The 24496-nt window shown below is 72.5% G+C and carries 23 protein-coding genes and 1 pseudogene; 14 read left to right on the top strand and 10 right to left on the bottom strand.

The features are described from left to right. Positions 1-17: 17 nt before the first annotated feature. Together ACIRQ9_RS09095 and ACIRQ9_RS09090 are read right to left on the bottom strand one after the other, a co-directional pair. Positions 18-1784, bottom strand: coding sequence for a discoidin domain-containing protein (locus ACIRQ9_RS09095; protein WP_404168800.1), 1767 nt, complete (start codon positions 1782-1784; stop codon positions 18-20). Between the two features lie 13 nt (positions 1785-1797). Beyond that, on the bottom strand, positions 1798-2892 hold the full coding sequence (locus ACIRQ9_RS09090) for a DUF1996 domain-containing protein (RefSeq protein WP_404168797.1): 1095 nt from the start codon (positions 2890-2892) through the stop codon (positions 1798-1800). Between the two features lie 510 nt (positions 2893-3402). On the opposite strand from ACIRQ9_RS09090, the gene ACIRQ9_RS09085 reads away from it, so the two are divergent. Together ACIRQ9_RS09085 and ACIRQ9_RS09080 are read left to right on the top strand one after the other, a co-directional pair. Continuing rightward, complete coding sequence (locus ACIRQ9_RS09085) at positions 3403-4122, top strand: beta-glucanase (protein ID WP_404168794.1); 720 nt, start codon at positions 3403-3405, stop codon at positions 4120-4122. A gap of 94 nt (positions 4123-4216) precedes the next feature. Next, entirely contained in the window at positions 4217-4867 is a 651-nt protein-coding gene (locus ACIRQ9_RS09080; protein ID WP_404168791.1) for a lysophospholipid acyltransferase family protein, read from the top strand. A 63-nt stretch (positions 4868-4930) separates the two neighbouring features. Here the strand turns inward: ACIRQ9_RS09080 and ACIRQ9_RS09075 are convergent, their stop codons facing one another. Beyond that, positions 4931-5062: a hypothetical protein gene (locus ACIRQ9_RS09075; RefSeq protein ID WP_404168788.1), complete on the bottom strand. Its 132-nt coding sequence runs from the start codon at positions 5060-5062 to the stop codon at positions 4931-4933. Between the two features lie 196 nt (positions 5063-5258). Between ACIRQ9_RS09075 and ACIRQ9_RS09070 the strand changes: the two genes are divergently transcribed. Then, the gene (locus ACIRQ9_RS09070; protein WP_404168785.1) at positions 5259-5903 is read left to right on the top strand and encodes a TetR/AcrR family transcriptional regulator; all 645 of its coding nucleotides are present in this window, start codon (positions 5259-5261) and stop codon (positions 5901-5903) included. Here ACIRQ9_RS09070 and ACIRQ9_RS09065 read toward each other — a convergent pair. Continuing rightward, on the bottom strand, positions 5852-6508 hold the full coding sequence (locus ACIRQ9_RS09065) for a hypothetical protein (protein WP_404169005.1): 657 nt from the start codon (positions 6506-6508) through the stop codon (positions 5852-5854). The two genes, ACIRQ9_RS09070 and ACIRQ9_RS09065, sit on opposite strands and share 52 nt — an antisense overlap. 106 nt (positions 6509-6614) lie before the next feature. Further along, on the bottom strand, positions 6615-7097 hold the full coding sequence (locus tag ACIRQ9_RS09060; protein ID WP_404168782.1) for a hypothetical protein: 483 nt from the start codon (positions 7095-7097) through the stop codon (positions 6615-6617). Positions 7098-7533: 436 nt separating this feature from the next. Between ACIRQ9_RS09060 and ACIRQ9_RS09055 the strand changes: the two genes are divergently transcribed. From ACIRQ9_RS09055 to ACIRQ9_RS09045, 3 genes are all read left to right on the top strand, one after another. Further along, entirely contained in the window at positions 7534-9558 is a 2025-nt protein-coding gene (locus ACIRQ9_RS09055; RefSeq protein WP_404168779.1) for an NAD-binding lipoprotein, read from the top strand. Between the two features lie 246 nt (positions 9559-9804). Then, a complete protein-coding gene (locus ACIRQ9_RS09050) occupies positions 9805-10308 on the top strand; it encodes a nuclear transport factor 2 family protein (RefSeq protein ID WP_404168777.1) in 504 nt (167 codons plus the stop codon). 124 nt (positions 10309-10432) lie between these two features. Next, on the top strand, positions 10433-11524 hold the full coding sequence (locus ACIRQ9_RS09045; protein WP_404168774.1) for a DUF6215 domain-containing protein: 1092 nt from the start codon (positions 10433-10435) through the stop codon (positions 11522-11524). A 36-nt stretch (positions 11525-11560) separates the two neighbouring features. On the opposite strand, the pseudogene ACIRQ9_RS09040 reads toward ACIRQ9_RS09045, so the two are convergent. Beyond that, positions 11561-11722 (bottom strand): annotated as a pseudogene (locus ACIRQ9_RS09040) (transcriptional regulator); the annotation flags it as partial. A 411-nt stretch (positions 11723-12133) separates the two neighbouring features. After that, the gene (locus ACIRQ9_RS09035; RefSeq protein WP_404168771.1) at positions 12134-14083 is read right to left on the bottom strand and encodes a hypothetical protein; all 1950 of its coding nucleotides are present in this window, start codon (positions 14081-14083) and stop codon (positions 12134-12136) included. Between the two features lie 179 nt (positions 14084-14262). On the opposite strand from ACIRQ9_RS09035, the gene ACIRQ9_RS09030 reads away from it, so the two are divergent. Beyond that, positions 14263-14769 (top strand): MarR family winged helix-turn-helix transcriptional regulator, encoded by a 507-nt coding sequence (locus ACIRQ9_RS09030; protein WP_404168768.1) that lies wholly within the window; start codon positions 14263-14265, stop codon positions 14767-14769. 305 nt (positions 14770-15074) lie between these two features. Further along, positions 15075-17219, top strand: coding sequence for an MMPL family transporter (locus ACIRQ9_RS09025; protein ID WP_404168765.1), 2145 nt, complete (start codon positions 15075-15077; stop codon positions 17217-17219). 120 nt (positions 17220-17339) lie between these two features. Here ACIRQ9_RS09025 and ACIRQ9_RS09020 read toward each other — a convergent pair whose 3' ends face one another. Then, complete coding sequence (locus tag ACIRQ9_RS09020; protein ID WP_404168762.1) at positions 17340-17876, bottom strand: TetR/AcrR family transcriptional regulator; 537 nt, start codon at positions 17874-17876, stop codon at positions 17340-17342. Between the two features lie 74 nt (positions 17877-17950). On the opposite strand from ACIRQ9_RS09020, the gene ACIRQ9_RS09015 reads away from it, so the two are divergent. Together ACIRQ9_RS09015 and ACIRQ9_RS09010 are read left to right on the top strand one after the other, a co-directional pair. Further along, the gene (locus tag ACIRQ9_RS09015) at positions 17951-19000 is read left to right on the top strand and encodes an aldo/keto reductase (RefSeq protein WP_404168759.1); all 1050 of its coding nucleotides are present in this window, start codon (positions 17951-17953) and stop codon (positions 18998-19000) included. A gap of 105 nt (positions 19001-19105) precedes the next feature. Beyond that, positions 19106-20128 carry an SDR family oxidoreductase gene (locus ACIRQ9_RS09010; RefSeq protein WP_404168756.1) on the top strand — a complete coding sequence of 341 codons (1023 nt, stop codon included), beginning with the start codon at positions 19106-19108 and terminating at the stop codon, positions 20126-20128. A gap of 182 nt (positions 20129-20310) precedes the next feature. Here ACIRQ9_RS09010 and ACIRQ9_RS09005 read toward each other — a convergent pair whose 3' ends face one another. Continuing rightward, positions 20311-20466: a DUF6131 family protein gene (locus tag ACIRQ9_RS09005; protein ID WP_404168753.1), complete on the bottom strand. Its 156-nt coding sequence runs from the start codon at positions 20464-20466 to the stop codon at positions 20311-20313. Between the two features lie 105 nt (positions 20467-20571). Then, positions 20572-21492 (bottom strand): LysR family transcriptional regulator, encoded by a 921-nt coding sequence (locus ACIRQ9_RS09000; protein WP_404168750.1) that lies wholly within the window; start codon positions 21490-21492, stop codon positions 20572-20574. A gap of 120 nt (positions 21493-21612) precedes the next feature. Between ACIRQ9_RS09000 and ACIRQ9_RS08995 the strand changes: the two genes are divergently transcribed. From ACIRQ9_RS08995 to ACIRQ9_RS08980, 4 genes are all read left to right on the top strand, one after another. Then, positions 21613-22449: an inositol monophosphatase family protein gene (locus tag ACIRQ9_RS08995; RefSeq protein ID WP_404168747.1), complete on the top strand. Its 837-nt coding sequence runs from the start codon at positions 21613-21615 to the stop codon at positions 22447-22449. A gap of 53 nt (positions 22450-22502) precedes the next feature. Further along, positions 22503-23120 (top strand): NAD(P)-dependent oxidoreductase, encoded by a 618-nt coding sequence (locus tag ACIRQ9_RS08990; RefSeq protein ID WP_404168744.1) that lies wholly within the window; start codon positions 22503-22505, stop codon positions 23118-23120. Positions 23121-23328: 208 nt separating this feature from the next. After that, complete coding sequence (locus tag ACIRQ9_RS08985) at positions 23329-23673, top strand: ANTAR domain-containing protein (protein WP_404168741.1); 345 nt, start codon at positions 23329-23331, stop codon at positions 23671-23673. Positions 23674-23894: 221 nt separating this feature from the next. Beyond that, positions 23895-24380, top strand: coding sequence for an HIT family protein (locus tag ACIRQ9_RS08980; protein WP_404168738.1), 486 nt, complete (start codon positions 23895-23897; stop codon positions 24378-24380). Positions 24381-24496: the final 116 nt, after the last annotated feature.

The raw sequence follows: 24496 nt of genomic DNA, 5'->3' as shown, positions 1-24496 counted from the left end.
CCGGGAGAGCCCTCCGGTCAGGCGTAGACGCCGAACTCGTACAGCGAGTAACCGTAACCGGTGCCCCGCGCCGTGCCGTTGACCCGGACGTAACGGCCGGTACCGGTGACGTCGAAGTCGTCGATCCCGCCGTTGCCGTCGGTCACGGTGCGCACGGTCTGCCAGTTCTGGCCGTCGTCGGAGGTCTGGATCGTGTACGCCTTGGCGTACGAGGCCTCCCAGGACAGCTGGACGTGCCGGAACGTGGTGCGGGTGCCGAGGTCGACCTGGAGCCACTGGGGGTCGCTCCAGTCGCTGGCCCAGCGCGTGGTCTGGTTGCCGTCGACCGCGTTGGCCGCGGTGCACGGGCAGTCACCGTAACTCGGCTGGTACGACGAGGCGGTGGCCGGTTTCCCGCGTGCCACGTCGGTGCCGGACGGCACCGGCGGGACGACCCGGATGGAGCGGGTCTCGACCCCGACGTTGCCCTTGCCGTCGGTCGCCTTGACGTACACCTTCCACACGCCCGGCCGGTCGGGCGCGGTGAACCTCAGGCGGCCGCCGCCGAGATCGGTGAAGGGCAGCGAGGCCAGGTTCTTGCTCTGGTCGATGTACATGCTGTTGTCGAGGACCTCGTAGGAGATCCGGTCGCCCTCGGGGTCGGTCGCCTTCACGGCCAGCACGACGTCACGTCCGGCCTGCACCTGGCCGGTGCCGCCCTCCACGGTCAGGTCGGAGATGACGGGCGGGGTGTTGTCGTGGCTGGTGTCGCCGCCGTAGGCCCGCTTCACGGCGTAGTACGACAGGCGCTTCTGGCCGGCGGGCAGCAGGTTGAACCAGATACCGCCGAAGTCGTACTCGGTGCCGTAGTGGAACATCGTGGCGCCGAGCGCGACCCCCTTGTGCCCGGTGATGCAGCCCCAGGCCCGGGTGTACCCGTCGGCCTTGGCCTGGTCGGCGGGCTCCAGCGGAACGCCGTTGGCGTCGTCGGGCACCTCCCACTCGCCGGCCGGCCCGGTCTCGGTGACGACGTAGGGCTTGGTGTAACCCCCCTGCTGCCAGGCGGCCTTGACGTCGCAGACCGCGTTGTAGGAGTTGACGGCGTACAGGTCGAGGTCCGGTGCGTTCTTCTTGAAGTAGGGCCAGGCGCCGACCCACGCGTCCGTGGACGTGACCGGGTGGTTGGGGTCGATCGCGTGGATCTTCTTGGTGATGTCGTTGACGAGGGTGGTGTACGCGTTGCGCTGACGTTCCAGTTCGTCGCCGCTGTAGCAGTTCTGCAGCCCGAGGACGGACTCGTTGCCGACGTCCCACATGAGGACGCCCGGGTTGTCTTTGTACGTCTGGACCCACTTGGGGAACTCGTCGAGCACCTGGTTCTTGTAGGCGGTGTCGGTCAGGTAGTTGACGCAGCCGCCGCTGCCGGGGCCGCCGCCGGGCTGGAGCCAGAAGCCGGCGATCACCTTGACGCCGTGCGCGGCCGCGGAGTCGAACAGCGGCTTGCTGGTGGCGTCGGTGCCCCAGGTGCGGATGGTGTTGACGCCCATGGACCTGAGGTCGGGCATGTACTTCTCGGCGTCGGAGACGCTCGGGCCCCAGGTCAGGCCCTTGATCTGGTACGGCTGCCCGTCCACCGTCAGCTGCCAGGCGCCCTGGCCGCCGGTGACCTTGACGACGCTCCCCGCGGCGTGGGCCTGGGCGGCGGGCAGGGCGGCGAGGAGTCCGGCGGCCAGGACGCCGGCGGTGAGGGGTGCCGCGACGCGGCGGGTTCGGGTACGGATGCGGGTGCGGGTGCGTGGGGTCATCTCGGCAGGCTCCTCAGGGCAGTCGGTAGTGCTCGTCGAGCGCGGCGCCCGCCTCCGGATGGGTCTCGTCGTAACCGCGCGCGTCGCACTGGAGGCCGCCGACGACGCAGTGGTCGACCAGCGCCTTGAGCGTGCGGTCGTCCCAGGCGTTGAAGAAGTCGTAGTGGAAGCTGTGTCCCGTTCCGCTGGACAGCCGCACCTTCGACATGTCGCCGTTGACCGGGAAGGCCATCTTGAACTCGATCATCGGCAGCGCCACCGGGTGGTCGGCCGGGCACATGTTGTCGTTCGTGCCGGGCTTGACCACGGGGTAGGCCATGTGGCTCTTGTGGTCGGGGGTGTCCAGGTACGTGCCGTCCCAGCAACTGGGCGCCTGGAAGCGGATGTTGAGCTGGACGTCCGCGCGGTTGGGACAGGTCGCGGGGAACTCGGTGTTGAAGTAGCTGTCACCGCACTCCCAGCCCTCGACGAAGCCGGGGTGGTGGCGGAACTCGTCGGCGCTCTGCAGGGGGCTGCCGACGACGAAGCGCAGTCCCTTGGGGAAGGGGCGGACGCTGGTGTAGTCGGTGACACCGGACTTGTAGTAGATGACCTGCGGGCCGACGGGCAGGATCTGCTGGTTGCCGTTGTACAGGGTGGGCATCCAGTAGCCGGACAGGTCGCCGGGGGCCTTGCAGGTGGTGCCGCCGGCCGACAGCGAGGCGGTCGTGCTGTTGGCGTCGGTCGTCGTGTTGCCCATGAAGGTGTGGTCGTGGGACTTGCCCGGCTGCTGTGGGTACACGATCGGGTCGTCCGGCCTGGTGTGGGTCACCGAGCAGTTGGCCTGGAACTCGTGGAAGTAGCGGTGCGGCGGGTCCTGGGTGGACGGCGTCACACCGGTGACCGGCGGGTTGGCGGGAATGTAGCCGTCGCCGTCCGGGTCCTCCGGGGAGGTGGCGGTGGACGCGGCCATGGCGTGACCGGAGTGGGTCGCCGCGAACGCCGACGCGGCGGCGGTGTGCGGTGCGGGCGGCCCGGCGCTGACGGCGATGCCGCCGAGGCCGAGCGAGGTCAGCAGGAGCGCGCCGGTGATCAGCGTGGCTGACAGGCCTTTCGATCTCCGTGGCATGGAGACCTCCTCCTGGGTGGGGGTGTCAGAGGGCGTCGCCGGCCGTCCCCGTGACGTGGCGTCGGACGCGCCGGACGTCGGGGGTGCCGGGAGACGGATGGGAGAGCGCTCTCCCGCCGAGGAGTGTTGAGGGCATGTCATCAAGGTGTCAAGGGATCCGGCAGAAGAGGGCGAGGAAAGATTCCGGATCCCGGGGCCTTGCCGAACGCTGAAACTCATGAGTTAACTCAAGTCATGAACTAAGCGCGCCGGCCCGGCCGTCGAGACGGGACCCCGACGGAACCGAGGCCGAAGGAGGGGTCATGGCGGAGCCCGCTCGTCCTGGTCGTCACGAGGACGCCCGTCGGAGTGCGTGTTCGGCTGTCACGTGTGCGTTCGGACACGGACGGCGGGTCCTTCACCCACAGGTGCGAGGATCGGCGAGGACGAGCCGGTCACCGCATGACAGCAGGCCCGGCCGGGCAGCACTGCGGCATCCGACGCCGCGTCTGCCACCGAGGGAGCACGCACGTGAGCGATGTGGTCTTCACGGCCGATTTCACCTCCGCCCGCCAATGGGTGGCCGGACGTTCCTGGGCCTATCCCAACGGCGGCCCCACCAACCCGGACGACAACAAACTGGACTACCTCACCTCGGACCCGGCCTACTCACGCAGCGGCACGTTGCGCGCCACCCGCAGGACCGACGGCTGGTGGACCACCGGTCTGCTGACCACCGAAGGAAGCGCGGAAGCCTTCGCCGTCCGCACCGGCGACCAGCTCCGGACCCGCGTCCGCCTGCCCACGGGACTGGGCGCCTGGCCCGCGATCTGGACCTGGCGGGACGGCGGCAACGAGGTCGACGTCTTTGAATACCACCCCGACAACCCCGACCTGCTGGAACTCACCAACCACGTGCGCGAGGGCCACACCTACCTGCGCCACCCGGCGGTGCGCCCGGGCGCGGTCGTCGACCTCGGGGTCACCTTCGGCCGGCGCAGCGTCGTCTGGACGCTGAACGGCGTCCAGGTCTTCGCCGACGGACGCGGCGTCGGGTCCGGCTGGTACGCCTACCTCATCGTCAACCTCTCCGTCTGCGCCGGCCGCTATCACCCCCGCCCCGATCCCAAGACCACCGAACTGTCCTACCGCGTCGAGAACCTGACGGTGCACCGCCCCGTGATCCCGCACGCCGCCGAATCCCACGACGACGACGAAGCGGCGGCCGAGACGGACGCGCGGCCGGGTTGAGTACCGGCGCCGGTGAGGCTGAGTAGCGGCACTCACGCCACGGCACCCCCCGGACCTCGAAGATGGGGATCATCCTTGAGACCGGGAGAAACACATGCTCAGCCGCCTCGCCGACATCCTGGTGACGGCCGTCGGCCGACTCACCGTGACCGCCGACGCCGGTGCCGCGCTCGCGCCGGGCAGCATCGTCGTCGTCAACCACACCTCACTCGCCGATCCGGCCGTCGTCCTCGCCGCGCTGCGCCGCCTGGGCGCGGAACCGGCCGTCATGGCGGCCGCGGGCCTGTGGCGGATCCCCGTGCTGGGCCGCGCGCTCGCCCGCGAAGGCCACATCCCGGTGCACCGCGACGACCCCCGTGCCGCACGCTGCCTCGACCTCTCCGCGACCACCCTGGACCAGGGCCGCATGGTCCTCATCTACGGCGAGGGTGGACTGCCGCGCCGTACCGACCCCGCCGAAGCCGCGCCCGCCGCCTTCCGCAGCGGTCTTGCCCGGCTGGCCGAACGCACCGGCGCGCCCGTCGTCCCCGTCGGCCAGGCCGGAGCCCGGCGCATCACCTCCGGCGGCACCGGCAAGCAGATCGCCGGACTGCTGACCGCACCACTGCGCCGCCCGCCCGTGCACGTCCACGTCGGCGCGCCGATCACCCTGACCGGCGACCGGGCCACCCGCACCGCACAGGCCCACGGCGCGGTCACCGCCGCCTGGCGGACCGCGACCGCACGACTCGGTGAACCGGCCTGAACGACTCGCGCGCCCGGCTCCCGGGCGCTGAGACGACGGCGCGTGCGGCAGGCGGCGTCGGTCTCATGCCGCCAGGAGGTCCAGCTCGGCCCAGATCGTCTTTCCGCTGTCGCCGAATCTGATTCCCCAGCGGTCGCTCATTTCCGCGATCAGGAACAGGCTCCGTGCGCCCTCGTACCCCGGCCAATTCAGCACGGCAAACGTCGCCGGGCGGGGCATCCGGGACGCGTGCGGGGCGCGGAGCCCGTCGGCAGGCCGGAAGGCAGACGGCTCGTTGGACAGGATGTCCGATCGACGGCGTACCGCGGACGAATACGCCGTGCGCGGCACCCTCGCCGGACCGCGGAAGAGCGGCCCGCAACGCTGCGGCCTGCGCCATTAGGATGACGACATGGCTTCCACGACGCGTCGACCTTCCAGCGCCTCGGACCGGCGAGCCGTCCTCGAGAAGCGGATTCTCGCGGTCATCGACGAGCTGCTCCGGGAAGGCGCGACGTACACCGAGCTGAGCGTGGAGCACATCGCCAAGTCCGCGGGGATCTCCCGGTCGACGTTCTACCTCTACTTCCGCGACAAGGTGGACGTGCTGCTGCGCCTGAGCGGCACGCTCAAGCGGGAGAGCTACGCCATCGCCGCGTCCTGGAGTCCTACGGGCCCCGACGGAGGACTGGACGGCCTGGTCCGCACGTACGAACGGATCCTTGAGCACTACCGCAGGTACAGCACGCTGCTGTCCGCCATCCACGAGGTGGCCGCGTACGACCCGGCGGTGCGGGATGCGTGGGACGCGTACCAGAACCAGTTCATAGCGAACGCGGTCGGTGTCATCGAGGAGGAGCGGGACGCCGGTCGCACGGCCGCCGACATCGATCCCGCCGTCGCCGCGAAGAGCGTCGTACGCGGCGGCGGGCAGGTCATCGCACGGCAGGTCGCCGGTGCCGAGGTCACGTCCGACGCGGCGCTGGCCAGGGAACTCGCTCTGACCTACTGGTACGGCGTCTTCCGGCGGCCCGCGCCACCCCGCTCCGCCGCGTAGGAACCCGGCGCCGGACAGGACCGGCAACGCGTCCGCGCCGAACCGGTCGCGGCGCGGCGGGCGTTCACGCCCGGCGCCCTGCCGGGGGCGGGCTCCGGCCGGCCCTGGGGTGCCCGTGCCGCGGACCGACTGGTCAGGAACGCGGGGGCTTCGGCCGAGTGCGAGCCGGGCTCGGCGGTGTGGACCAGAAGCGACTGGTCGCTGCCGCCCCGGACGTCGAGCGCCTGGAAGTCGAGTTCGAGGTCGCCCGCGACCCGGTGACCGAACCTCTTGCGGCCCTGCCGCCGCGCCCGGACCCGGTGATCCGACCACCAGGCGCCGAAGTCCTCGTCCTCAAAGGACAGTTCGCCGACGAGCCGGGCGAGGTCGGGATCGTCCGGGTAGCGCACGGCGTCCATGCGCAGGTACGCGACGCACTCCTGCGCCGCCTTCGCCCAGTCCGCGGCCGCCGCCTGAGGTCGTTGCCGTTCACGATCGACCCACTGATGCTCGGAGGCCGCGAGTCGCGCGATGCAGCCGGCCGGCCGGGCGGCGGGTCGCGGCCCGGACCGGTGTGACCTCGTTCGACCCGCTGCTCGCTGGTGGTCGGCGACACGTTCGTCCACCGTGACGAGAGCCACCTGGCGGAGTCCACCGCGAAGGCCCGACACCGCTGCTCGCGGACGCGGCGGAGGCCGCCACGGGGCCCGGCGGCCGGGACGGGGCCGCGGCTCAGTAGACCGTGACGTCCCAGTGGTTGCCCTCGTCGCAGTACAGGTTGCCGGAGGCCGCCTGCCACTGCGGATAGCCGTCACCGCGGTAGCCGATGTAGGTGAAGCTGTTGTGCACGTAGCCGTCGAGACACGAGTTGTGCGCGAGGTCGACCTTGTAGCCGTTGTAGTGACTGTAGGTGCCGGACGCGTGGCCGACCTCCGTGCCGCCGGTGATGTTGACGGCGCAGCCGCTGGCCCGCTTCAGCGTGACCATGGCGTCGACCGTGCCGGAGTTGATCTGGTCGAACGAGGTGCACGTGGAGTTCGAGCGGGTGGTGCAGTTGCCGCTGGAGCTCCAGGTGATGCCCGCGGCGGAGAGCTTGGTGGCAGCGGCCGACTGGGTCATCTTGGTGCCGCTGGCCTGCGCGGCCGGAGCCGCGAGGGCGAGGGCTGCCGCCGTGAGCAGCGCGGGGACGGCGAGCAGGCGAGGACGGATGGACACGGAGCCTCCTGGTGGGGGAGAGGCGGACCTCTGGTGGGGCAGAGGCGGACCTGTTGACCTGGCGCCCCCACGCTAGCGGGAAACGGCGGCGGGACAAGTGGGCGTCCCCGCCGCGCTCTTGGATCGCGCGCGCCCCGTGCGGAACACCTGGGCCGACGCACGGGGGATACGTTCGCGGCAAGGCAGACGCGCGCTTGACCACCTCCTCGTTCCTCGTCCTGGGCATCATCGACAAGCTCGAGGAGACCAGCGCCTACGAGGTGAGGGTGGCAGCACGCGAACACGCTATCCAGCGACGCCGCCGGCCGAACCCGACCGGGGTTTGACCGCCCCGGCCCTGCCCGAAAGTGTGAACGTCCCGGTCGGACGGCGTGTCGCGATGTTCGGGACCGGCACGCTTCGACTCCCGGAGGCGCGCGGAGAGCAGGGGGCAGATGTGGACCAAGGGCAGCAACGGACTCCGTTACGGCACCGGGCGCGGTACCTGTTCGACAGGACACTCGCCCGCAGCACGGGGACCCTGCTCGGCTGGCTCGCCCTCTGCTGCCTGGCCGTCGTCGTCCCCGTCAGCACCCTGCTGGTGTGGACGGACCCCGACGCCCCGCGATCCGTCTCCGGACGCCTCGCCCAGGTGTGGCGCACCAGCGCGGAGACCCTGCGTCTCGGCGCCGTGACGGGCACGCTGCCGCGGATGCTGCTGTCCGTCCTGCTCGGCCTGATCGCCCTGCTGTGCGTCTCGACCGTCGTCGGAGTCGTCACCACGGGACTCGGCGAACAACTCACCGAACTGCGGCGCGGCCGTTCCCGGGTGCTGGAACGCGACCACGACGTGGTGGTGGGCTGGAACGACCAGATCGTCACCGTCGTCCGCGAACTGACCGCAGGCCGGGCCGGCACCGGACGGCACGTGATCACCGTGCTCGCCGACCGGGACCCGGCCCGGACGGAGGCGGCGCTGACCGCCGCACTCGGCGTCACCGAGGGCGTCCGGCTGGTCTGCCGCAGCGGCACGCTCACCGACCCCGACGACCTGGCCCTGGTCACACCGGCCGCGGCCCGGGCCGTCGTGGTGCTGCCCGCCGAGGACGCCGACGGCGACCTGACGACCGTACGGACCCTGCTCGCGCTGCACACCCTCCTGCCCGACGGACCCGGCCCGCGCGTGGTCGCGGCGGTGCACGACGGCCGTTACCTGCCCGCCGCCCGACTGGCGGCCGGTCCGCGCGGCACGGTCCTCGAAACCGACCGGACCGCCGCACGGCTGCTCGTCCAGTCCGCGCGGCGCCCGGGGATGCCGTCGGCGCTGCGCGACCTCCTCGACTTCTCCGGGGCCGAGTTCCACGTGACCGAGGTGCCGGACGCGGTCGGACTGTCCTTCGAGGAGGTCGCCCTCCGCCTCGACGCCTCCTGCGCCGTCGGACTGCTGCGCCGGGACGGCCGTCCACTGCTCACCCCGGCGCCGCGGACGGTCGTGGAACCGGGCGACCGGCTCGTCACCGTCGCCCACGACGACCGGCCCGTACCGCTCCTGGACCGCTGGGCACCGGTCGACACGACGGCCCTCGCACCGTCCGGGCCCGCGCCCGAACCCGCCACGCGGCTCCTGCTGCGGGGCTGGAACCGCCGGGCTCCGATGATCGTGGACGCGCTGTGCCGAACCGTCCGGCCGGGCTCGACCCTAGACGTCGTCACGGACCCGGGCACCGACCTCCAGCTCGCCCTCGCGCGACACCTGCCCCTCGACCCCGACCCCGACGTCCCGGCGCTCACCGTCACCCACCACACCCGCGACCTGGCCGCCCCCGAGGCCCTGCACGACCTCGAACTCTCCGGCTACGACAGCGTGATCGCCCTCGGCACGGACCACGGGCCCGCTCCCGAGGGCTCCGACGCCCCGACCCTGCTGGCACTGCTGACCCTGCGGTCGTGGGAGGAACGGACGGGACGGGTGCTGCCGGTCGTCGCGGAACTGCACGACCGCCGCAGCGGCAGGGTCGCCCCGCTCGGCCACGCCTCCGACGTCGTCGTCCGCGGCGAACTCACCGCCCTGGTCATGGCCCAGATCGCGCACGACCCCCAACTCGCCGCCGTCTTCGAGGAGATCTTCACGGCACGCGGTGGAGCGCTCGCCCTGCGCACGGCCGACCACTACGTACTCCCGGGCCGCGAGGCCGCGTTCGCCACGGTGGTCGCGGCGGCACTGGAACGCGGCGAGTGCGCCATCGGCTATCACGCCCACGTTCCGCGAACGGCCCGCCGATACGGAGCCGTTCGGCTGGCCCCGGGCAACTCCGAACGACGCGTGTGGCAGGCCGAGGACGAGGTGCTGGTCCTGACGGCGGGACCGGGCCGCGACGACACCGACGCGGACCGGCGGGTGCTGCCCGGCCCGAGACCGCAGTGGTCCGAATCGGCGGGATCGTCCGAATCAGGACCGGGCGAGGAGGCGGGTCTGCGCTGACCGGCGGACGCCGTGCGGGGTGGCGTCCTGGGCTGTGCGGCGCGCGGGCGGTGGACGGGGTCGTAACCGGTGGTCCTTGCCGATGGTGCTCTCGCTTTCGTTAGAGGGTGTAGCGAGAGTGATTGCCTATCGCCCACTCCTGTGTTAGAACATCTAACGAACCTGATAGGCGCTTACGTCGGCGGAGTTCGCCGCCCCCTCAGGCGCCCCGTCACCTCGCGAACCGACACCAGGAGGACTGCCGTCATGAAGCTCCGTACGAACCGCGCCGTGGCCACCCTGATCGCCGCCATGGTCACCGCCGCTGCCCTCGGCACCACCGCCTTCGCCGCGCAGCCCACGGGCCGGCACATGCCCGGCGTCGTCACCGAGTGGTCCGCCGCCTGGAACGGCACCGACCCCGAAGCCCTCGGCGCCCTGTTCGCCGCCGACGGCACCTACACCGACCAGGCCATCGGGGTGACGTTCCGCGGCCGTCAGGAGATCGCCGGGTGGAAGGCCCGCACCGACGGCCTCATCGAGAACGTCCACGTCACCGTCCGCGCGGCCTACCGGGACGGCCGCCACATCACCGTCGAAGGCGTGTACGCCGGCCACATCAAGGGCGCTCCCGAGCCGTTCGCCGTGCCGCTCGCGACCCTGCTCACCACGGACGGTCGCCGGATCGCCGCGGACCAGGACTTCTACAGCCTCGGCGCGGTCCTCGCCCAGTCCGGTCTTCCCGCCGACTGGACCCCGCCGGCCGTGTGAGCGGGCGAGCGAGGAGGGACTTGGAGTCCTCGGCCCGCGGTGTACCGGTCCGCGAGTTCATCACGTGCCCGGAACTGTGGCTTCCATCACGGCGTGTGTGATCTTGTTCTGGTGAGATCACCGGGTGCTCGGTTTCATCCTCCGCCGCCTGCCCTTCTGGGTCCGCGAGCCCGTGTACATCGTGATCGGGTCCGTTCTCGGTGTACGCATCCTGTATCTCGCCGTTCGCGATCACCGTCTGGTCCTGGCCGGCCTCGGCGTCGTGTTCCTCGTGTTCGCCGCCGTCCACGTCGTCATGGTGGTCCGGGCTCTGCGTGCGCGTAGGGAGCGGATGCGAGCGGGGGCCGTCGGCAGGGTGGACACGACGGTCACGGCTCCGGTCGCCCAACTGCAGCCGCAGCCGCAGCCGCAGCCGCAGCCGCAGCCTCTGGCCCAGCTCCACCCCTCGCAGTCTCAGCCCCACCCCGTACCTGGAACCGGGCCGCATCCCGGCCCCTACGTCCAGGAGAAGGAGCCCAACGCGTGGGGCCAGGCCGCGGCGGCCATCGCCCTGTTCGGTGTGCTCGGGGCCGCGCTGTGGCTGGCTCCGCGCGTGTTGCCGTCCGACGAGAGCATTCCGGAGGCCGCCGCCGCGTGTCCGGCCGGTGAGCACCGGGAACTGCCGAAGGCCTACCAGCGGACGCCGCGGCCCGTGACGGGCGAAGTGCTGTGCGAAGCGCTCAACAGCCCCGACCTGGCCGAACTGTTGGGAACACCCGGAGAGGTCGCCACCGCGGCCACCAGCAGCGACGACACGGCACCGCTGACCGGCGGCAAGGTCGCCAACCCGGAGGCCCAGATCACGTTCGACACGTACACCGTGAACGTGTCGGCCACCTACAACGAGCTGACGACCGAGCAGTACGTGAAGCTCATGAAGTACGGCGACGAACAGAACATCAGGACGCTCAAGGTCCTCGACCGGCCCGCGGTCCTCTCCTCCGACCACACGATGAGGATCGAGATCAACCTCGGGAGCACCGGAACCGGCGGATCCGGTGGACCCGTCGGCCAGGGGCCGCTGGCCAGGACGCTGTCCGTGGCCCTGGACCGCGAGGACCGGGGCGGCTCCTGCGACATCACGGTGTGGAGCCAGTCCGGGGCCCTGCCGGACGACAGCGCCCTCCTCGGCATCGCCGAGAAGATTCTTCCGAGGATTCCGGAACGATCCGCCTGACCTGACGCGCCCGACCCGACGCGCCCGACCTGACGGTCAGCTCTCCTGGGCGTCGCGGTCGCCGGTCTCGCGCTGACGGGCGCGCCGGGCGTCGCGGTCGAAGATGCCCAGGATCTCGCAGGAACCGCCCTCGGCGCCGATCGCGTGCGGCATCATCGGGGGGAATGCGGCGGCCTGGTTGGTCTCGACGCGGAACCGCTCCTGTCAGGCGACCGGTCCCTGCCCGGTGCCGATTGGGAGCTGCCCTGTTCGGGAGGAACCCACCATGACGAACCGGTCCGGAGAGACCGCCGCACCCGGCGGCCAGGGCGTCCCCGACGCGCGAAGGCTGCGGGCGATCCTGATCGCGGTCTCCGTCGCGCTGATGGCCGTGATCGCCTCGGTGTCCGGGCTGAACGTCGCGCAGCACGACGAACCCGCACGACGACGCCGAGGCGCAGCGTCACGACGCACGCGAGTGCGGGGACCGGCACGGGAATCGCCGGCTCCGCGATCCGGCCGCGGGGAGCGGGCGTTCGTGTCGCGACCGCCCTCGCGACCGGGTCCGCCCGGCCGCGGTTCGGCGGGCTACGGCCGGGCGGACCCGGTCGCCCAGGCCACCACCCGCCGTCAGCCGGGCTGGTTCAGGCCGTCCAGGTCCTGCCCGGTGGCGAGCCGGGCCCGTACCGTGACGTGGGGCCGCTCGGGCGCGGACAGCGCCAGTGTCCGGCCGTCCCGGGCGGCGGTCACGTCACCGGTCACGCGCAGAGCCGTCACCGCCCTGCTCCCGGCGGCCAGCACGAACCAGCGCCCCCGCGGCGACCGCCAGCCGGCGGCGGCCACGACATGCTGGCCGAACCGGCTGCACGCGGCGGTGGACCGGGCGCGCGCCACCGTCCGCACCTGCTCGGCGGGGCCGTCCCGGCTGGTCCGCAGAGCCACCGTGACATCGCCGGGTCCGCGCCAGGAGTCGGCGCGGGCGCAGGTCCACACGGCCTGCCCGCCCCCGTCGGGCAGGTCCTGCTCGGCGAAGTCCCAGGCGTTCACGGCCCGTACGCCGGCCCCGCGCAGCGACGTCAGCGCGCACGCCTGGTGCGCCCAGGCCAGCAGGGCGGGACCGCCGGTGGCCTCCCGCGGCTGACGAGGCGGGTTCCCGTGGCCGGGCAGGGGCGTGTACGTCAGGTGTACGGGGGAGAGGTCGCCGACTCCCGCGAGCAGGAAGGCGTGGTGCTCGGCGATGCGCTCCGAGGACCGCAGCTGGAGCACCGGACGGCTCGCGCAACCACCGGCCCGTACCTCCGGGACCGGCGCGGTGACCCCGTCCTTCGCGACCGCGAGCGGCCGGGCCAGCACGTCCGGGCGCAGCAGGTCGCGGGTCTGCGCCCCGGCGACCCACGGCGCCAGCAGATAGCGCGCCGATCCCCGGGAGGCGGTCAGGGTCACGGCCGCCGCGGTCGTCACGTCGGCCTCGTCGACTCCGGCGAGGCTCAGCGAGGACCGGCCGGGACCGGACTCCTCGTAGCGGGCGAGGCGTTCGCCGTCGTACAGCAGCACCACGGCGGTGTCGTCGACCTCGCCCGCGTACAGCAACCGGGGTGCGGTCACCGGGGCGTCGGGGCGCGTGCCGGGGGAGAGGGACAGCCGGGTGCCGGTGCGGGCCGGTCGGGCCCACGCGGACAGGGCGCGGCCGAGCAACGCCTCGTCGCGCAGCCGGGAACCGCGGGCCGGCCAGGCCGTGAAGTCGACGCGTGAGGTGTTGTCCCAGACGGTGCCGCCGGTGCGCGGCAGGTCCGCCGGGCCGTACCCGGCCCGTACCGCGGACGTCGGCATGCCGTCGGAGGGCGCCGGTCCGCCGGGCAGGGTCACCGCCAGTCCCGCTCCCGCGATCGAGCAGACGGCGGCGGCGGCCAGGCCCAGCCGAACCCGGCGTCTGCGGCGCAGCAGATCGGTGGGACTGGCGTGCAGCGCGCAGGCGTTGAACTCCGGCGATGCCAGCAGCGCGGCAGCGACCGGGCCCGCGCTCTCGTCGAGCGTGTCCGCCGCCCGCAGGGCCGTGTCCGGGTCCGGCACGCCGGCGCCCGCCAGCACCTCGTGCGCGGCCTCGTCGTCCAGGCCGTGCATCGAGCGCAGCAGGAACGCGGCACGGCAGGCCGCGGGCACCCCTGACAGCCGCTGGGCGAGGGCGAGTTCGTCGGCACCGCCGGACCGCGGGAACAGCCTCAGGCCCACCACGAGCGGCAGCCTGGGCACCAGCGGTATCAGGTGCCGGCGCGGACCGTGGTCGTACGAGAGCGCGCCGCGCACGACGGCCACGAGCAGCGCGTGCTCGACGGGTACGCCACCCGGCCGTTCCGTGCGCGGGTGCGGGACTCTCGCGCCGTGGCCCGGCCGCGCTCCGGTCAGCGCCCGCTGCACGAGGGAGTGGGCGAGGACCACGCGGCGGTGGCGGCCGAGGGCGGCGGGCAGCAGGAGGTGTGCCAGGCGGACCAGATCCCCGTACTGCTCGACCAGGACGGACTCGACCTCGTGGACCGGCGGCCTGGCACCGCGTGCGGGACGTCTGGGCGAGCGAAGGTGCATGGGCTGAGCGCTTTCGGACGGGACGAGAGGACGCGGTGGTATGCCACTCCGTCAAACGAGTGAATCCGGAACGGGTCACAGCGCGCCCGTGACCTGCGGCGCCCGGTACCGTTCCGGGCGTGTCGGCCGCCCGGTGCCGTGAGCCGGGCAGGCGGCGGTGCCTTCTATAGGCTGGCCGCGTGACCACAGCAGACGACCAGCAGCGGCACGCCTCGGCGGCCGGACCCTCCGGTGGGGCCGCGCGGCCGGAGCTGCAGACCCTCGCGGTCCGGTTGCGCCGGATGAACGGTGAGATCAACCGCCTGGTCCACGGTTTCGCCGGCGAACAGGGCCTGCACCCCACGGACGTCCAGGCGCTCGCCGCGATCCTCGACTCCGACGATCCGATGACTCCCGGACGGCTGCGCGAGCACCTGGGACTGACCTCGGGCGCGGTCACCGCCTGCCTCGACCGGCTCGAACGGGCCGGGCACATCCGCCGGGTCCGGGAGAGCGCCGACCGCCGGGTGGTGCACCTGTACTACGCGGCCGACGCCAAGGCCGCCGCGCGCCGTTACTTCCGGCCGCTGGCCCAGGCGGCGGAAGCCGCCCGCGCCCGCTTCTCCGACGAGGAACTGGACGTCGTGCTGCGCTTCTTGGCGGCCATGAACGAGGAACTCCTCCCGCTGAGGTCCCCCGGCGCCTGACCGGCGGACCGGCGACCGTCGAGTCCGCCAGGGCTCGCTCGCCCATCGGATCCCGTCGGGTCCGCCAGGGCTCGCTCGCCCATCGGATCCCGTCGGGTCCGCCAGGGCTCGCTCGCCCATCGGGATCCCGTCGTGTCCGGCCGCCTTCGGCCGCATCCGGTTGCATCCGGCGGGCCCTCGTGGGCAGAAGGAGCGGCGTCACCTATGATCTACCGGCATCCATATATCTTGATGATTGAGATTGTTTCTTGTTGAGATATCTGCGATGTCCGCTGTCCGTTCTCGTCCGCGCCGCCAGGAGAGTCATGTCCCGCACCTCGCGCCGAGCCCGTTTCCTCGTGCCGCTGCTGTTGCTGATCGTCTGGCTGGGCGTCGGCGGAACCCTCGGCCCCTACGCCGGCCGGCTCGGCGAGGTCGCCACCAACGACCAGGCCGCCTTCCTGCCGCGCAGCGCCGAATCCACCCAGGTCGTCGCCGCTCAGAAGGAGTTGCGGCAGGACGAGACGCTGCCCGTCATCGTCGTCTGGACCGCCGACGCGGGCGGTTCCGTGCGGGACCGGCAGTCCGCCGCCACCCGCGCGCTCGCCTCCCTCGCCGGCACCTCCGGTGTCGTCGGCCGGGTGTCGCCGGCCCTGCCGTCCGAGGACGGCGCCGCCCTCGAAGGCGTGGTGCAACTGCGGCCGGACCTCGGCGACCGGCTGCCCGACACCCTCGACCGGGTCCGCTCGACCGCGCAGCGGGTCCCCGGCGCCACGGTCCGACTGGCCGGACCGGCCGCCGCCCAGGCCGACCTGTCCGACGCGTTCGCCGGCATCGACGGACTGCTGCTCGTCGTCGCCTTGGTGACCGTGCTGGTCATCCTGCTGCTCGTCTACCGCAGCGTCCTGCTCCCGCTCGTCATCATCCTCGGCGCCGTGTTCGCCCTGGGCCTCGCCTGCGCCATCGTGTACGTCCTCGCCGACCACGACCTGGTCCGGGTGGACGGGCAGGTGCAGGGCATCCTCTCGATCCTCGTCATCGGCGCCGCCACCGACTACGCCCTGCTGATCACCGCCCGGTTCCGGGAGGAACTCGTCGGCCACGCCGACCGGTTCGCCGCCGCGCGGGCCGCGCTGAGCCGGTCGTGGGGAGCGGTCGTCGCCAGTGCCGCGACCGTCGCGCTCGGTCTGCTGGCGCTGCTGCTCAGCGACCTCACCAACAACCGGGCGCTCGGACCCGTCGGCGCGATCGGCATCGTCTGCGCGGTCCTCTCCTCGCTCACGTTCCTGCCCGCCGTGCTCGTCCTGCTGGGCCGGGCCGCGTACTGGCCCGCCGCGCCCCGGCCCGCCGACGACGCGTCCGAGGCGCGCGGAACGGGGCGGCGCGGCGGGCACGGCGTGTGGCGGCGCGTCGCCGCGCTCGTCGACCGGGCGCCCCGCAAGGTCTGGGCGGTGTCGCTGGCCGGACTGCTGCTGTGCGCCGCGTTCGCCCCGACCCTCGCCTCCAAGGGCATCGCCCTCGACGAGACCTTCGTCGACGACGCTCCGTCGGTGGCCGCCCAGCAGACCCTGGCCCGGCACTTCCCCGGCGGCTCGGGCAACCCGGCCGTGGTCATCGCCAGGGCGGACCGGCTCGACCGGGTGCTCTCGGCCGCCCGTGCCACCGACGGCGTCGCCTCGGCGTCCGCGGTCACCGCGTCGGGACGGCCCGGCGGAGACCCGCAGGTCGTCGACGGGCGCGCGCGGGTGGACGTCACCCTCGACTCCGCCGCCGACAGCGACGCCGCCGAGAAGACCGTCGCCCGGCTGCGCACCGCCCTGCACGCACTGCCGGGCGCGGACGCGAAGGTCGGCGGCTACACCGCCCAGCGCTACGACACCCAGCGCACCGCCGTGCACGACCGCACCCTGATCGTGCCGGTCGTCCTCGCGATCATCTTCGTGATCCTCACCGTGCTGCTGCGCTCACTGCTCACCCCGGCGCTGCTGGTGGCCACCGTGGGCCTCAACTTCCTGGCCACGCTGGGGGTGTCGTCGCTCGTCTTCCGTCACGTCTTCGGGTTCACCGGCACCGATCCCTCGGTTCCGCTGTACGGGTTCGTGTTCCTGGTGGCGCTCGGCGTCGACTACAACATCTTCCTGATGTCGCGGGTCCGCGAGGAATCGTTGCGGCACGGGGCGCGCGAAGGCGTGCTGCGCGGGCTGGTGGGCACCGGCGGCGTGATCACGTCGGCGGGCGTGGTGCTGGCGGCCACCTTCGCCGCGCTCGCGGTGATCCCGCTGACCTTCCTCGTGCAGATCGCGTTCATCGTGGCCTTCGGTGTCCTGCTCGACACCCTGGTGGTGCGGTCCCTGCTGGTGCCCGCGCTGGTCCGGGACCTCGGAGAGTCGGCGTGGTGGCCGGGCCGGCTCGGCACCGGCCGCACGCAGCGGTCGCGCACCCCTGAACCGGAGGGGTCGCAGGTCGCCTGACGGTTCCACGAACCGGCCCGCTCGCCATGTCGCTCCCGTGTCGCGACGCGGCCGTGGGCCGGTTCCGTGCTGCCGGTCCTCCGCGGGCCCCGCGGACCGGCGCACGCCGACGGTCGCCGCCTACCGGTGTGTGCGCAGTCCGTCGAGGATCAGCGCGAGCATGTGGGGTGCCCGGTCCACCGGGCTGGACGCGGCGCGCCACAGCGCTCCCGTGAGCTGGAGGAAGTCGCCCGGGTCCGCGTCCGCGCGGATGCTCCCGTCCTTCTTGCCGGCGTCGAGGAGTTCGGTGATCGCGGTGACGACCGGGCCGTAGCTCTGCTCGGTGATGGTCTGGTGCGCGCCCGGGCTGAGGGCGTCACCGAGGCCGTGCTTCCGGCGCATGGCCTCGACGAGGTCGGTCGTCCAGAGGCGGAGCGCCTCCAGCGGCGGTACGCGATCCAGCAGGTCGGCCACGGTGCCGACGATCCGCGTCACCTCGTCCTGGTAGACGGCCAGGACCAGCGCCTCGCGGGTGGGGAAGTTGCGGTACAGCGTGCCCGCGCCGACCCCGGCGCGCTGGGCGACCTGATTCATCGAGGCGCCGCCGTCCTCGGCGAACGCCTCGCGGGCGGCGGCGAGGATGCGTGCCCGGTTCTCTCGGGCGTCTGAACGGACCACAGGACCTCACTTGCTAAGCGGAGAACTCTCCACTACGTTATCCGGAGAGTTCTCCGCTTACTTTAAGGGGCATCGTGCGGTTCATCAAGCTCGGCACCACCGGCATGGACGTGTCACCCATCGCGATCGGCGCCATGACCTACGGCGAACCCGACCGCGGCCACCCCGTCTGGTCGATGGGCGAGGCCGATGCGCGTCCGCTCGTCAAGCACGCGCTGGACGCGGGGATCAACTTCTTCGACACCGCGAACATGTACTCCAACGGCTCCAGCGAGGAGATCCTGGGCCGCGCGCTCAAGGACTTCGCCGACCGCGACGCCGTGGTCGTCGCCACGAAGCTGCGCCACCCGATGCGCCTCGGACCGAACGGCCGCGGCCTGTCGCGCAAGGCGGTCATGACCGAGGTCGACCACTCCCTGCGCCGCCTCGGCACCGACTACATCGACCTGTACCAGATCCACCGCAACGACCACGGCACCCCGTGGGAGGAGACGCTCGAGGCGCTCAGTGACCTCGTGAAGGCGGGCAAGGTCCGCTACCTCGGCGCCTCGTCCATGCACGCCTGGGAGTTCGCGAAGGCGCTGCACCTGCAGAAGCAGAACGGCTGGGCGCGGTTCGTGACGATGCAGGACCACTACAACCTGCTCGCCCGCGAGGAGGAACGGGAGATGATCCCGCTCTGCCTGGACGAGGGCGTCGGCACGGTCGTCTGGTCGCCGCTGGCCCGCGGCCGCCTCGCCCGCGCCTGGGACGACGCCCGCTCGACGGCACGCTCCCAGAGCGACGGAGCCTACGCGGACATCCTCTACTCACCCGAGCAGGAGGCGTCCAACCGCGCGATCATCGACGCCGTCGGGCAGGTCGCCGACGCCCACCGGGTCAGCCGCGCGCAGGTCGCGCTGGCCTGGCTGCGCCACCAGCCGGTCGTCACCGCACCGCTGGTCGGCGCCGGTTCCGTCCGGCAGATCGACGAGGCCGTGGCCTCCCTCGACCTCGAACTCACCGAGGACGAAGTGCGCGCCCTCCAGGCCCCGTACACCCCGCGTCACGACTGGCAGGGCGTCTCGGACGAGGCGGAGATGGAAGCCGTCCGCAACCGCGTCCCGGGCATGGCACTCGCCTGACCGTCCCACCGGACGCGGAGGCCCGCCGAGGTCTCCGGAGCCTTCCGACGCGCCACCCGAGAGCCGAAGAGACGCCGACGAGGCGCCGAAGAGAAAGAGATGACGATGACACGAGTACTGATCACCGGAGGGACGGGCTTCCTGGGAAGCTGGGGCGTCCTGACCCTCCTGGAGGCCGGGTACACGGTACGCACCACCGTCCGCGACCCGCGGCGGGAGCCGGCACTGCGCTCCTGGCTGCACGCCGCCGCCCCGTTCGACGACGGCCGTCTGACGGTCGTACGGGCGGACCTGGAAGACCCCGACGGCTGGGACGACGCGGTCGCCGGCTGCGACTACGTCCTCCACGTCGCCTCGCCGACCCTGCGTCACACGCCCGCGCACGACGACGAACTGGTGACGCCCGCACGGGAGGGGGTCCTGCGGGTGCTGCGCGCGGCGCGTACCGCCGGAGTGCGCCGGGTCGTCCTCACGAGTGCCTTCGGCGCCGTCGGGATGGGGCACCCGCCGCGCTCGACCCCGTTCACCGAGGAGGACTGGACCGACGTCGACGGAGATGTCCCGCCCTACCAGCGTTCCAAGACGCTCGCCGAGCGGGCCGCCTGGCGGTTCGTCGAGGCCGAGGGTGCCGGAACGGAGCTGACGGCCATCCATCCCGTGGGAGTCCTCGGACCTCTCCTCGGCCCCGACGACCCGCCGTCCCTGCGGGTGGTGCGCAGGATGCTCGAAGGACGGGTGCCGGCCTGCCCGCCTTTCGGCATGGGCTTCGTGGACGTCCGCGACGTCGCGGACCTGCATCTGCGCGCCATGACCGACCCGGCGGCGGCCGGCGAGCGGTTCCTCGCGACCGCCGTGCCGAGCATGCGGGTCGTCGAGATCGCGCGCGTCCTGCGGGAGCGCCTCGGCGAGCGCGCGGCCAAGGTCCCGAGCCGTGAACTGCCCCTGTGGCTCGCCCGCGCACTGGGGGTCGTGAACCCGGAGATGCGCCTGCTCAGGCATCAGCTCGGCCGGGATCTCCGCGCCACGAGCGCCAAGGCCGAACGGCTCCTCGGCTGGCGGCCGCGGCCCATCGAGGACACCGTCGCGGAGACCGCGGAGAGCCTGCTGGCTCTCGGCGTCGGAGGATGACCTCGGCACGATCCACCGTTCCGGGACAACGGTGCCGTGACAGACGACGGGCCGAACCCGTGGGGGTTCGGCCCTGTGCGACCTCGTCGGCTCTGGCGTTCGGTGCGCCGGGGGACGGGTCCCGGGAGCGCGGGTCCTACGGCGCGGGGCCGTCGTGGCGAGCGCTGAAGGAAGTGCGAGCGTCACCAGTAGTGGCGGCGACCACCCACCGCGTGGCCCACGGATCCCAGGACCCACAGGATCAGGCCTATGACCAGCAGGACGATGCCGATCGTCCAGAGGATACCGATTCCAGTGAGGAATCCGACGATTAGCAGGATGACACCGAGTGCGATCATGATTCCTCCAGCGGGCAATCTTCCGGAACCTCCGAGTACCCGCCTTCCCGGGGACTACGCCGACGATTTCGGCGGGACTGCGCCGACGATCTCGGCGGGCCCGGTTCAGGTGTCGTACGGCGGTGACGCGGGCTCGGTGAGGATGGTGCGGAGCGCGGTGCCGAGTTCGGCGCGGAGCCACGTGTGGGCGGGGTCGGTGTCGTACCGGTGATGCCAGGCGACGATCACCGGTACGGGCGGCAGGTCGAAGGGCAGGGCGCGGGCGCGCAGCCCCAGCCTGGTCCAGGCCGGCCTGCACACCTGTTCGGCGACCGCGGTCACCAGGGTGCTGCGGGCGGCGAGTTCGAGGGCCGCGCCGCTGGTGGGCAGGGCGGCGCGGACACGCCTGCGGAGGCCGAGTCCGGCCAGCGCGTCGTCGACCGGGCCGGTGAGCCGGCCGCGGCGGGAGACGGTGACGTGCTCGGCCTCGGCGAAGCGCTCGGGGGTGAGCGGGCCCGTGGCCAGCGGATGGTCCGCGCGCATCACCGCCACCATCCGGTCCGTGCCGACGGCCCTGCTGGCGATCTCGGGCCGCTCCGGCGCGGCGGCCCCCACCTCCAGATCGGTCTGTCCGCGCGCCAGGTCCGCGACGTCGCCGGAGGGTTCGGCGAGGAATCTGATCGACACGTGCGGCGCGCTGTCGGCGACGGCCGCGGTCAGCAGCGGGGCGAGGGCGGAGACGAGCGCGTCGTGGCAGCGCAGCGTGAAGTCACGTTCCAGCGTCGCCAGGTCGAGCGCGGTCACCGGGGTGAGCACCGCGGTGGCCCGCATGACCAGGAGCCGGGTCTCCTCGCGCAGCGCGAGCGCCCGCGGGGTCGGGGTCATGGTGCGCCCGGTGCGGACGAGGATGTCGTCGCCGGTGGCCTTGCGGATGCGGGCGAGCGTGCGGCTCATGGCGGGCGGCGACAGGTGCAGTCGTTCGGCCGCCGCCGCGACGCTGTTCTCCTCCAGCAGGGCGTCCAGGGCGACCAGCAGATTCAGATCCACATGCACCACGGTAACTGATGGCCTTACAAGAGTGCACTGGCAATCATGTCACCGCGCTCGTAGCGTTTGAGGCGTCCGGGGCCGACAGGGTCCGGGCTCCTTCTCCGAAAGGGCCGCATCATGACCGTTCCCGCCGCCACCGGCACCCCCGCGCTCCCGGCCGCCTCCGCCGAGGACCGGGCGCTGCTCGCCGCCGTGGTCGAGATCGCCGCCGAGGCGGGCCGCGCTCTGAAGGCGAGGTACTCGACCGCTTCCCGCCCGGCCGGCCGCCAGGACATGGTCCGGACCAGTACGGCCGACGGACAGGTGTCGCTCGACATCCTCCGGCCGGCCCTCACCGCGCTGCGGCCCGAGGCGCGCTGGCTGACCGACGCCTACGAGACCACCGAACTGCCCCCGGGCGAATGGTGGGTGGTCGACGAGGTCGAGGGGAACGTCAACCACATGCACGGACTGCCCGAGTGGGCGGTGACCGTGGCACTGGTCCGCGACGGGCAGACGGTGCTCGCGGTGGTACGCCGGCCCGTCGACGACCTGACCTACACCGCGCTGCGTGGCGGGGGCGCCCGCCTCAACGGCGAGGTGCTGAAGGTCTCGGCGAAGACCGACCTGGACGCCGCGATCGTGGTGACGGGACAGGCCGAGGCCGGCCAGGAGGCCACCTACCGCCGCATCGGCCAGTCGATCACGGCGATGCTCGGCAGCGCCCTGCTGGTCCGCGCCAGCGTGCCCTCCACCTTCCCGATGCTCCTGGTGGCCGCCGGTCATCACGACGTGTTCTGGCAGTACGAACCGGTCCTGCCCGGCGTCGCGGCCGGGGCCCTCATGGTCACCGAGGCCGGCGGCGTGGTCACCCGGATCGACGGCACGCCGTGGACGCCGGGCGCGGACACCGTCCTGGCCGCCGCTCCGGCACTGCACGACCCGGCCGTACGGGTCCTGACGACGATCGCCTGACCGGACACGCGGTCACCGGACACCCACCCTCTCGGGAAAGAGCGGAACCTGCCATGAACGTCACCATCCTGGCCGCCTCCGGCGCCGTCGGCCTCGCGCTGACCCGCCAGGCCGTCGAGCGCGGACACACCGTCACCGCGGTCGCCCGTGACCCGGCGCGCATCACCGTGCCGGACTCGCCGCGGCTGATCCGCGTGGCCGCGGACGTCCGCGACCCCGCCGGGATGGCGCGGGCCCTGGACGGCAGCGAGGTCGTCCTGTCGGGGCTGGGCGTGGCCAAGGGGGACAGGCCCGGCGCGCTCACGGCCGGCTCCCGCGCGGCGCTGGACGCGCGGCCGGGCCGGATCATCTGGCTCGGCGCTTACGGCACGGGTCCGTCCGCACGGGCCGCGGGCCTCGCCACCCGCACCCTGCTGAAGGCGATGGGCGCGGAACTGACCGACAAGGTCACCGCCGACGCGGCCGTGCTGGAGGCCGGTGGCACCGTCTTCCACTCGGGTCCCTTCATGAACGGCCCGGCGAGCCCGGAGCGTCGCACCGTGGGGCTGGACGAGACCCCCAAGCGGTTCTTCCCCGCGCGCGTCAGCAGGGAGACGGTCGCCGCCGCCATGCTCGACGAGGCCCGGTCCCCGCGCTTCACCGGCCGGGTCGCCGTACCTCTGGAACGCTGACATACCTCCGACGCTCCAGCCTTTCGGGGGACCAGGTGGGGGCGAGAACGCCCTCCGGAGCGGCCGGCGGAGTGGCGAGGGTCACTAAATGCCTCCGGGTCGGCCTTGATGACCTCCGCGTCGGCGGGTAAATGCTTGTCGTCCTGCAAGCATTTGCCCGGCGGCGACGGCCGTTCGGGCAGGGGAGAACCGCGGAGTTGTGATCACGATGGAGTACTCGGGAAACGGGCGTCCCGTGCCCAGGGAGATGCCGGGCCTGGTCCGGCAGGCGGAAGTCGCCAGGCAGATCGCTCAGCTGAAGCAGGAGATCGACCAGCTGCAGGAAGCGATCGCCTCGCACGCCGTCATCGACCAGGCCATCGGCGTGGTCGTCTCCCTGGGCAAACTCTCCCCGGAACAGGGGTTCGAGGTACTGCGGACGGTCTCCCAGCACACCAACACCAAGCTGCGGAAGGTGGCCGCGCTGATCGTGGACTGGCCGGGTGGCGGGGCGTTGCCCGACGCCGTCCACCAGGCCCTGAAGCAGGCCCTGACGGAGGTGGACCCCTCCTGACGGGCCCCGGCCCCGCACCCCGCCGGGTCCCGGGATCACAGCCTCGGCGGTCCCGCCTCGACGCGCCGCAGCCCGCGTGCGAGGAGAACGGCGGCCGGCCGAGGCCGCCTGCCGGCTCGTGTCCGTCGGCCACCGACGGCATCCGGCCGCCGAGCGGTGCGGACCAGGCAGGCGGACGGCGAAGGCTCCCGCCCGCGGCCCTTGATCGGTAGGCTCGGTCCATGGGCGAGGACTGGCGGGCGGACCGGATCGGCGCCGCGCTGCGCGGGGAGAACCCGACCGTGATGCGGCGGCTCCCGTCCGGCTTCGCGGTGATCGGCGATGTCCAGTTCCTGCCCGGCTATTCGGTGCTCCTCACGGACCGGCCGGGCGTCCGGAGGCTGTCCGACCTACCGAGGGCCGAGCGCCTGTCGTTCCTTACCGGTATGGAACGGCTGGGCGAGGCGGTCGAGCGGGCGTGCGGCCGGCTCGACACCGGCTTCCGGCGGGTCAATCTGGAGATCCTGGGAAACACGGACCCGTTCCTGCACGCCCACGTCTGGCCGAGGTACGACTGGGAACCCGCCGACCTGGTGACCAAGCCCGTATGGCTGTATCCCCCCGACCGCTGGAGCCACGAACGCTTCGGACTCGGCTCCGAGCACGACGCGCTGCGTGCTGCCATCGGCGGCGAACTGGACCGGTTGGGTTCGGTGGAGCGGCCGTAGCGAGCACGCCCCCGGAGCGCCTCCGCGCTCGCGCGGGATCCGTGACGTAGCTCCGTCAAGGCGCGGGCGTGCGATGGCGTGATGCTGCCGGCCGTCGACGTCGAAACGATCCGAAG

Origin of the sequence: Streptomyces sp. NPDC101237 (assembly GCF_044767465.1) — a bacterium.
Classification (GTDB): domain Bacteria; phylum Actinomycetota; class Actinomycetes; order Streptomycetales; family Streptomycetaceae; genus Streptomyces; species Streptomyces gramineus.
The sequence above is the reverse complement of the archived record's forward strand: the minus strand, read 5'-3'. Positions and strand labels throughout refer to the sequence as shown.